At 33.6% G+C, this 8,906-nt stretch carries 11 protein-coding genes; 5 read left to right on the forward strand and 6 right to left on the reverse strand.

Annotation, left to right across the window (positions count from 1 at the left end; translation table 11 throughout):
- Window positions 1-190, reverse strand: a 190-nt coding sequence (locus tag NI455_RS14570; protein ID WP_253114794.1) for a helix-turn-helix domain-containing protein, incomplete at its 3' end; no start/stop codon positions are given.
- Complete coding sequence (locus tag NI455_RS14575; RefSeq protein ID WP_253114795.1) at window positions 183-503, reverse strand: type II toxin-antitoxin system RelE/ParE family toxin; 321 nt, start codon at window positions 501-503, stop codon at window positions 183-185. The genes NI455_RS14570 and NI455_RS14575, both read right to left, overlap by 8 nt.
- Window positions 504-1,051: 548 nt before the next feature.
- Here NI455_RS14575 and NI455_RS14580 point away from each other — a divergent pair.
- Window positions 1,052-1,516: a MarR family winged helix-turn-helix transcriptional regulator gene (locus NI455_RS14580; RefSeq protein WP_253114797.1), complete on the forward strand. Its 465-nt coding sequence runs from the start codon at window positions 1,052-1,054 to the stop codon at window positions 1,514-1,516.
- Between the two features lie 205 nt (window positions 1,517-1,721).
- On the opposite strand, the gene NI455_RS14585 is transcribed toward NI455_RS14580, so the two are convergent.
- The 3 genes from NI455_RS14585 to NI455_RS14595 form a co-directional block, all read right to left on the reverse strand.
- Window positions 1,722-2,033: a hypothetical protein gene (locus NI455_RS14585; RefSeq protein ID WP_253114799.1), complete on the reverse strand. Its 312-nt coding sequence runs from the start codon at window positions 2,031-2,033 to the stop codon at window positions 1,722-1,724.
- A gap of 819 nt (window positions 2,034-2,852) precedes the next feature.
- Window positions 2,853-3,110: a hypothetical protein gene (locus tag NI455_RS14590; RefSeq protein ID WP_253114801.1), complete on the reverse strand. Its 258-nt coding sequence runs from the start codon at window positions 3,108-3,110 to the stop codon at window positions 2,853-2,855.
- A gap of 381 nt (window positions 3,111-3,491) precedes the next feature.
- Window positions 3,492-3,752, reverse strand: a complete 261-nt coding sequence (locus NI455_RS14595; RefSeq protein WP_253114805.1) for a DUF8583 domain-containing protein — start codon at window positions 3,750-3,752, stop codon at window positions 3,492-3,494.
- A gap of 220 nt (window positions 3,753-3,972) precedes the next feature.
- Here NI455_RS14595 and mobQ point away from each other — a divergent pair, with 220 nt between their 5' ends.
- The 4 genes from mobQ to NI455_RS14615 all read left to right on the forward strand — a co-directional run bounded on the left by mobQ (window position 3,973) and on the right by NI455_RS14615 (window position 8,269).
- Entirely contained in the window at window positions 3,973-5,346 is a 1,374-nt protein-coding gene (mobQ, locus tag NI455_RS14600; protein ID WP_253114806.1) for a MobQ family relaxase, read from the forward strand.
- 658 nt (window positions 5,347-6,004) lie between these two features.
- Window positions 6,005-6,973, forward strand: coding sequence for a replication initiation protein (locus NI455_RS14605; RefSeq protein ID WP_253114802.1), 969 nt, complete (start codon window positions 6,005-6,007; stop codon window positions 6,971-6,973).
- A 75-nt stretch (window positions 6,974-7,048) separates the two neighbouring features.
- Window positions 7,049-7,600: a plasmid replication DNA-binding protein gene (locus tag NI455_RS14610; RefSeq protein WP_253114803.1), complete on the forward strand. Its 552-nt coding sequence runs from the start codon at window positions 7,049-7,051 to the stop codon at window positions 7,598-7,600.
- Between the two features lie 351 nt (window positions 7,601-7,951).
- Complete coding sequence (locus NI455_RS14615) at window positions 7,952-8,269, forward strand: hypothetical protein (protein WP_253114804.1); 318 nt, start codon at window positions 7,952-7,954, stop codon at window positions 8,267-8,269.
- A 463-nt stretch (window positions 8,270-8,732) separates the two neighbouring features.
- Here the strand turns inward: NI455_RS14615 and NI455_RS14620 are convergent.
- Window positions 8,733-8,906, reverse strand: a 174-nt coding sequence (locus NI455_RS14620; protein ID WP_253114808.1) for a helix-turn-helix domain-containing protein, incomplete at its 5' end; no start/stop codon positions are given.

The raw sequence follows: 8,906 nt of genomic DNA on the forward strand, positions 1-8,906 counted from the left end.
TTTGTAGGGTTCTTGCGCTGATATGCAAACGTGAAGCAAACTCGACTTGGCTTAAGCCTGTCTTTTCACGTACTTCTTTAATATCTGGTAATTCAAGCTCAGTAATCCGGCTTGCTTTTATTTCATTACGTTTAATGGCCCCCGCTTCTTTAATTGAAGCAACTAGGTCATCAAATAGGTTGTTATCCATGAAATTGCTCCTTCACTAATTGACGCAGGATCGAGGTTTCTTTATCAGTTAGGCTATCTTTTGCTGACTTCGGATAAGCCACTAGGAAAAAGATTTGATCGTCCTCTGTGACCCAGTAATAAATCACCCGGATACCACCACTTTTTCCCTTATTGCCCTGAGCACAACGTACTTTACGAATTCCACCACCATTTTTAACAACATCACCTTTATCAGGCTGTACCAAAAGATCTTGCTGCAACTGACGGTATTCATCATCAGACACAAGCTCTTTAATTTGTTTGGTAAAAATACTGGTTTCAATAAACAACATGAATTAAATACGTCAATGGCGTATAAGAATTTTAGCAGCTTTAGGATAAAAAAACGAGAGCAGACAGCTCTCTGTTAGAAACCATTTAAAGTTTCTGTATTCTCAGCAATACAATGGCTGGTCTAAGTTGGGGATTAATAGGCTTTGTTATATAAAACCTATTATTTCTATATATTAGACTATTGCCGTATATCATCTTCTTCCTATTTTTGAGATCATTTTTCATACAAACAACCCCGGAAGGAAAGTGGGCAATAGTCGTAATATAACAATAATAAAGTCGAAAGACGCGAGCTTACACAGGAATGTAAGTGATTAAAGAGGAAACTTACAGCCGCTAAGCCTTATAGTTTTGGGAGAGACTATAAGGCTTTTATTTTACATAAAATTTCTTATTCTAAATCAAGCTATTAGAACCTTAAAAGAAACTTGATATCTGAATAAGAAATAAAAATAATTTAATATGTATTGCTAAAACAAGAAGTTTTCAAGTAGAATTTATTTTTATAAAAATTTCAATTAAATCAATATATTGGATATTCTAGTTCATGACGAAAAAGTATAATAAGTTTTTTTCTGCAGCAGCCGATTTTAATCTAGATAATTCTCCATATTACTGGATCACTCAAGTACATACTCAATATGTACACAACTTGGATCATGCATTAAAAAAATATGGTTTAGATAATTCTCGTCGTCGTATTTTACAGGCTTTAAAAGCTAACCCCCAAGCGAGTATCTCTAAGCTATCTGAAATGATAATTTGCAAAATGTCGACCACCACGAAAATTGTTTATCGTTTAAAAGATGAAGGGTTAGTTAATACCTATTGTTGTGAATATGATGGCCGAATTACGCGGGTTGTATTAACGGGTAAAGGACAGCAAATGGCGCAAAAGATTAATGATTTGAGCCACATTGTTTTAGATCAGTCTTTTGAAGGTTTAACACCGCTACAAATTGAAAAAATGTTAGAAAACCTTAAACTTATTTTCAGAAACTTAGCCCATTAATCTAAAACAACTGGCTTTTTATTGTCACGTATAAATCTAAGACTTGCTTTAAACGTACCTAAATCAATGTTCCACGGCTTCTAAAACATTGATTTTAGGTTGCGGATACAGACAGATGTAACGTTACTTTGGGGTGTACTCCAACTTTACACAACTTAAAAAGCCTAGATCGACAAAAGTACTTAAGAAAGAAACCTTATTTTTATTATCTATTATTTTTAGCAATGAGAGTTCCTAGCATGATGATAAAGGTAATTACTCCCCCTATAACCAAGCTCATTAGACTCATTTCTAAATTTAAAATTTCCAGCCAATAATTATCTTTATTCCAGGGTACGTGAATGCCATATCCTGATAAAAAATTTAAAGCACATAAGACAAGGAAGCTTATAAGCGTTGAAATTATTAAGGTAACTATAAGATTTTTCCAAATTTTACGGCCTACTAATAGAGTAATAACTGCTAAACCTACCAATGTAATTATTGATATTAGTAAAGTAATATTCCAATATTCCATTTTTATTGCTCGTTTATAATTTTAAATTAAAAATATTAAAATCTTATAGTTAATTTTTTATTACGGTTTTTAATATAGGATTATTCTTGTAATTAAGCAATATAATAACTTTCGAATTTCCCTCATATAGCTAATGAGAAATGAGAAATGAGAAATGAGAAATGAGAAATGAGAAATTCAACCCTTTTATACGAAGTCTAAATGTGAGATATCAATTTCACTATATGTAGTTAGATGCCTCAGCCTTATAAAAAATGCATAAAAAAACCACACTGGGGAGTGTGGGCGAAATTGGGAAAAATTCATTCCGTAAAGCCTTGTGGAGAAACTGAATTGGATTTCCTTTTTTTATATTACATATAATTTTAAGTTTTTTACAGCTATTAAATATTTCAATAGTAAAAAAATAATGAATTAATGTATAAATTAGATTAACGGTAAATTTAAGACTACTAAAATATTTATGTCTCTAGTTTTTTACTTGTAAGAAAATGCTTACAAAGAAAGAAGAAATTGTCACTATACATCAATGTTAATATTTGTAACTATCAAGGAAGAAATTTCAATAATAGATAATAATAACAATATAAATAAGAACTTATCTAGAAATAAGTCCATGAGGAAAGGGTACAGCATTAAGCCTTATAGTTTTGGGAGAGACTATAAGGCTTTTATTTTTCTATATAATCTTTTTATAAGCATTACAGCTCCCTATGTCTACGAGATAGGTAAAAACTAGAAGCATAATTTCAAAAGAAAGCATCAATTTCAACTTTTATAACAAAAAATTAAAACTAAATTTCAAATAACCTTTAAAACCTATAACAATTCCGAAATGATCTCTACCAGCACTGCATCTGCTTGTGAAGTACTTCGAATTGCTAAAACTTCCTGCTTAATTTTAGTTAGAGACTTTCCAGTTTCTTTAAAAGAAAAAACAGTTTTATTTCCTATGAGAATGAGAGGAGTAAGATTATAAACTTCACCTATTTTTAGGAATAGTTCTGTCACTCTATTCTGACTAATATAAATAGATCGTAAATTTTGGGTGATTTCTAAAGCAGTAAGTTCGTTCATAAATATATCCATTAATTCTATTAGATTTCTTAAATATTTTAATTCTTATAAATCCAATATTAGCAGAACCATTATTGAAGAGTAAATGACTAAAATTCGTGCATTGGTGCACTTTAAAAACTGCTTATTACTGATGGATAAAGGCTTTCATCTCTTAATCCATAAGCTCAGAGATATCATAGAAATATTGAAGTTCTAAGTAATTCAGCTGTAGGAGCATTATATTCAGTACATATAAAAATGTAATGACTTCCATTCATATTTTCTCTGTGGTTTTTCTAAACTTAATATAATGCACGTTATGTGAAAGTCCCTGTCCATGGGCCTTCTGAATATTTATTTAACATAAAATCTCTTATGCGAAATTTGAATGCTAAAACATTAAAGATTAAATAACTTTCTGTCTCTTTCTTCAGTTAAATACTCATTGAGTTCAGCGAGTATTTTTTCCTTATTGGCTTCATTTTCCATTTTTTTAAGCAAGTAAGAACCCAATAGAATTTTACGTCTCGTATCATCCTTTCGGTCTTGTTCTTTTTGCTTGGCTTTTTCACGAGCGAGGGCAGCTTGCTTTTGAGCTTTAAGCTGTTTTAAACGTTCTTCCTGTTTAGCAATTTGCTGTTCTAAAGATTCTACTTTCATCATCACTCTAATACCTAAAAAACCACAGCTAGCATAAGCGTACATGAATTGAAATTCAAGGTACTGTCTGCTATTGTGGTTTCCCGAAGGGCGCACTTTACCATTAAGAAAAATCTTCGATTTTTTCAATGGAAGTACGGCAGGGGAAGATCCCCTACAACCCCAAACCAATCTATGCAGATTGGTAAAATTCGAAATCGAATTTAAGAGCAAAGGCAAAATGGCAATTTATCATTTTTCACTGAAGACAATAAGCCGAAGTGCAGGGCGTTCAGCCGTTGCATGTTCTGCTTATCGTTCAGGTGAAAAACTGATAGATGAAAGACAAGGCAAAGAACAGGATTACACAAGAAAAACAGGCGTAGAATTTACAAAAATTTATGCCCCTGAAAATGTTAATCCTGAGTTACTAGACCGCAACCAACTTTGGAACACTGTTGAAAAAGTTGAACGTCGAAAAGATGCAAACCTAGCAAGAGAATTTGAAATTGCTTTTCCGCATGAACTCAATGCCCAACAACGTCAAGCAATGCTCAATGAATTATGCGAAGAACTGGTCAAACGACATGGTGTCATCGTGGATGCAGCCATTCATGCCCCACACACCCAAAGCGGAAGTGATGAACGTAACTATCACGCTCATATCATGTTTACAGGCCGTCAAATCGACCTTGAAACAGGCGACTTTGCCAAAAAGAGAAATCGAGATTTTAACAAAGAAAATTCTAGCCAGACCGTGAACCAATGGCGAGAAACCTTTGCCGACCTCAGCAATCAACACCTGGCACGAGCTGGCTACTTGTCTAAGGTAGATCACCGTAGCTATGCAGATCAGGAAAACGGACTACAGGCGACCATTCACGAGGGTAGCAAGGTCACACAGTTACGCAGACAGGGCGTTGATACCGAAATCAGCCTAAAAAACGATTTAATCAAACAGCAAAATACTGAAAAACAGCATTTGCCTGAAATTTTGAAAGGATTAGAGCAAGAAATCCGCCTTACTGAATCCCAAATTGATAAATACAAACTAGATATGAGCCTAGAAACGATCAGAAAGCTCTCTAGCACGATGGAAACACCAAAAAAGGCAGAAACACCAAAACCACAACAAAAGCCCTTAGATCGCAAAATAGAGCCATCTACGCGCATAGAAAAACCTAATTTAAGTGCTACACAGCAATTTAATTTGCTTACGGAGCAATTGGCACGTCAAAAACAGCAAAAAGTGATCGACAAATTAAGATCAGAAATGAAAGAACTTAAGTCCGATTATGCAAAACAAACCGAATTATCTAAAAAACCTAAGCCTATGTTCTTTGGCAAGCTCAAATGGGAACAAGAGCAAGCAGAGATCAGAGGAAATTTAAATAATATCAAACGAAGATTTGATACGAACAAAACTAAAATTTCTCATTTAGAATCACAAAAACCCTATGTTAGCCATGAGGACTACAAGGCTGTAGCTGAAAAACACCCTGCTTTGCATCGAGAAATGTTGAAAGAAAAAGAACAACAAGAACAAATTAGGCAAAGACAAAGAAATCTAGAACCTACTCGAAGTCGAACACCATCCAAAGATAGGGAACGATAGTCCAGACTGTCACAGATCCAATTCAGCAAAAGCAGTAAGCAGAGAGGGAAGTAAGCGATTTATCTTTATGTCGCTCACACTCCGTTCGCTTTGTACTTTTCTTTTTGACTCAAACAAGTTTAAACCGAGCGAGTGTCTACGAGCGATTGAGCATCATAAAAATTTCGCCCTCGCATTTTCCCTGATTACAAGCTCCCTTTCGATTCTCAACGGTAAGTACAGAGCATCCCGAATGGGTGCGAACAAACTCAATTTGCATCTAGGCCGAGCGAAGCGAGCATAAAAACTCATGAGCGAAGCGAATTCCGAGTTTCTTTTTTCTTTTTCTAAAATTCACGAAAGTCTTAACTAAAAATTGCCCCTTCGAATCGAGCGAAAGCGAGATTCAATAGAGTTTGAGCGTAGCGAAAACATAGGGCAATTTTTCATATTCTCTCTTTTTATTATTTTAATAATTTTAAAAGCTTTTAAGTCCTCTAAAACCTTTATATAGCAGGCTATTCAGCTATTAAACATGGACAAATTCCCGCATAACATGGACAAATTCCCGCGTTAATATGGACAAATTCCCGCTTTAATATGGACAAATTCCCGCGTTATTGACATAAAATAAGGACAAATATATAGTTGTCCATAATAATTTAAAGTTACTATTAATATGCTTAAAAATAATTTAATCGTAAAATCAAATCAGGTCATTGAAGCTTCTTATACTCTTACAACAATGGAACAACGATTAATTCTTAGTGCGATCGCTCAAGTTCCTAAAGGGGAGGAAATATCAGATGATGTTTTATACCCTCTTACTACTAAAAATTTGGTCAAACTTGGTGGAGATGAAAAAGCATCACATAAGGAATTTAAAGATGCTGTAAACCGTTTATATGAACGTTCTATCGTACTTCGAGATGGTGATGAATCTGATTCGTTTAGATGGATTCAAGAGAAAGTATTTAAGGAATCTAAAGTAGCTTATATTCGTTTCTCAAAGCCTATATTGCCATTTTTATCTAATTTAAAAGCTGAGTTTACCAAGTACTTAGAATCAGACATTGTTGGTATGTCGAGTCCTTATTCTATTCGTTTTTACGAACTAATAATGCAATACCGTAGTATTGGTAAACGTGAAATTAGCCTTGAAGATCTTCGTTGGATGTTTCAACTACAAAAGAAATATCCTGTTTGGGCTGATTTGAAAAAACGCGTGATTGATCAAGCAATTAAAGAAATTAATGAATATAGTCCTTACAATCTTACTATTGAGTCAAAGCGCACAGGTCGAAAAATCACAAGTATTATTCTAAAATTTCAAGAAAAAAAATCTTTAAAAATATCTAAAAAACAAGCAGATAATCTAATTGTTGAAATACAAAGAGGTAGTAGCTCAGTCGCGCCGGGTATCCAAAGCTTTAGCGATTCAATAAAACCATCTGAAAAAATAAATGATCTAGAGCATAGAGTAAGTAAAATAACTGGATTAATCATGTCAAATGGTTTAGCTGATCGATTTAAACAAAATAATGAAACTATTATTTTAATGATGAAACGTATCAAAAAAGAGATCATATCTCATGAAGTAGCAAATCAATGGGAAAGTAAATTGCAAGAATTTGGTGTGATTTGTTAGTCATGATTAATTCCTACCTCAATATAGAATCAGATATGATTAACTACCTAAAACATAACCATAATCAAATAAGTAATGCCTAAGTTTACCGTTGCTGAGTTAGCTAAAAAATATGGGATCGCTCGTACATCTATTTATGATCGTATGAAGAATGGTTCTATCAGTTATGAAATTGATGCTAAAAATCGAAAAGTCATTGATTTTAGTGAAATGCAACGTGTTTACGGTACACCTGACAGTAAGGCTTACAGTCAGCCTGACAGTACGCAAACTGACAACACTACAATAGAACTATACAAGCAACTAATTGAAGAATTACGACACGATAAGTCAGTTGCTGAAGAACGTGAAAGACGTATGTATAAAGAGATTGATCAACTTAAAGATAAGATTGACAACCTAACACTTGCGCTTGGATACACCCCTAAAGAAAGTCAGGCTGACAGTAAGGCTGACAGTCGGAATGAACAAACCCGTACAACCACAGACTTACAAGAAATCGTACATATTGAACAAGTTCAACCTATCGAAAATAACTCCATTCAACAAACGTCTAGGATACAACCAGAACCTAAAAAGCGAGGCTTATTTGGTCGAGTTTTACAGGCTGTTTTGAGTGATGATTAAAGGGCTATTGTTGAAAGTGACTAAACAAACTTGTGGAACAATGATCAAATATTAGGCGTGGAACGTGAAGAATCATTAAAAAAGCCCAAACGGGCTCGATTGGGCTATAAACTAGAAACTACAGCATTGATTTCTAAGTGGAATTATAACGTATTTCGTATAAGGTGTATTATGTTAATAATATAAATTCTTAAAAGCGTATTGATTTAATAATAGAAAAATTATCAGAGTAGGTTATGTTTAAAGTAAACGTTCAATTATCAACCAACAATGATTGAAGATTTATATCTTATATATGTTAATTTCATTAACATATATATACCAAATCAATAATGTCTTAAGTGAAATAATATGCTAAGTCAACATCATCACTTTTTAAAAAAATTTTCGGTCAGTGATGCTGCTATAGCGTATAGAAAACCTCGCTCGACTATACTTAAATATATAAAAAGCGGAGATTTTGAACTTGATTACAATAACTTGATTGAATATAGCCAGTTAGTTAAAAAATTTGGTGAAATTACTTCCCCTATACGGGACGAAAGAGATCAACAAATCAAAAAACTAAAAGATGAAATTATGCATTTAAAAAAACAACTTAATTTTTTTAAATATACTTCAATCTCAAACAAAAATAGATTATTAATTTCTCATAAAGACTCCATTTAACATAATGGCGGTTATACGAAACGCGATTGTAATAACCTTTTAATATCAATTAGTTATATTAAAATAGAAAACTCGAAAAACAGCAAAAAACCGGCCTGGAAACAAGTTGGCTTTTTTATGAACAGTTTTGATATATTCCGCCAATAAAATTGATCAATATTTAATCAAATTGAAACTTTTCTCAATGTTCCCGGACTTCGTAGGGTAGAAAATATCCCCAATTTCTGGGGATAAAATTTAAACCATTTGTAAGCTTTATCTTACATAAATTCCGGTGCTTTACTGCTATTCGCAATAGTGGAATTTTCATATGATTAATTGGTCAGGAACAGGATGTTCCTTAGAATTACAAAGAATGAGCACCAGGATGGGGTCAGATACGACAAGCACTAAGCCAGCACAGACCTAAAGTTCCAATAAAAAACCCTGGCAGGATGCCGGGGTTTTTTATTATCTACAATATTTAGATCAGAGTTGGATGGGCATCCAGAATGCGAATTAAAGTCGCTGCAGGTCCAGTCGGATAGCGACGGCCTTGTTCCCAGTTTTGTAGGGTTCTTGCGCTGATATGCAAACGTGAAGCAAACTCGACTTGGCTTAAGCCTGTCTTTTCACGTACTTCTTTAATATCTGGTAA

The sequence above is a fragment of the Acinetobacter lwoffii genome (genome assembly GCF_024129435.1).
Classification (GTDB): domain Bacteria; phylum Pseudomonadota; class Gammaproteobacteria; order Pseudomonadales; family Moraxellaceae; genus Acinetobacter; species Acinetobacter lwoffii_F.

Coding starts and splice junctions, on each gene's coding strand:
- NI455_RS14605 (WP_253114802.1), top strand. CDS start 6,005: ATGCTTAAAAATAATTTAATCGTAAAATCAAATCAGGTCATTGAAGCT.
- NI455_RS14590 (WP_253114801.1), bottom strand. CDS start 3,110: ATGAACGAACTTACTGCTTTAGAAATCACCCAAAATTTACGATCTATT.
- mobQ (WP_253114806.1), top strand. CDS start 3,973: ATGGCAATTTATCATTTTTCACTGAAGACAATAAGCCGAAGTGCAGGG.
- NI455_RS14595 (WP_253114805.1), bottom strand. CDS start 3,752: ATGAAAGTAGAATCTTTAGAACAGCAAATTGCTAAACAGGAAGAACGT.
- NI455_RS14585 (WP_253114799.1), bottom strand. CDS start 2,033: ATGGAATATTGGAATATTACTTTACTAATATCAATAATTACATTGGTA.
- NI455_RS14580 (WP_253114797.1), top strand. CDS start 1,052: ATGACGAAAAAGTATAATAAGTTTTTTTCTGCAGCAGCCGATTTTAAT.
- NI455_RS14610 (WP_253114803.1), top strand. CDS start 7,049: ATGCCTAAGTTTACCGTTGCTGAGTTAGCTAAAAAATATGGGATCGCT.
- NI455_RS14575 (WP_253114795.1), bottom strand. CDS start 503: ATGTTGTTTATTGAAACCAGTATTTTTACCAAACAAATTAAAGAGCTT.
- NI455_RS14615 (WP_253114804.1), top strand. CDS start 7,952: ATGCTAAGTCAACATCATCACTTTTTAAAAAAATTTTCGGTCAGTGAT.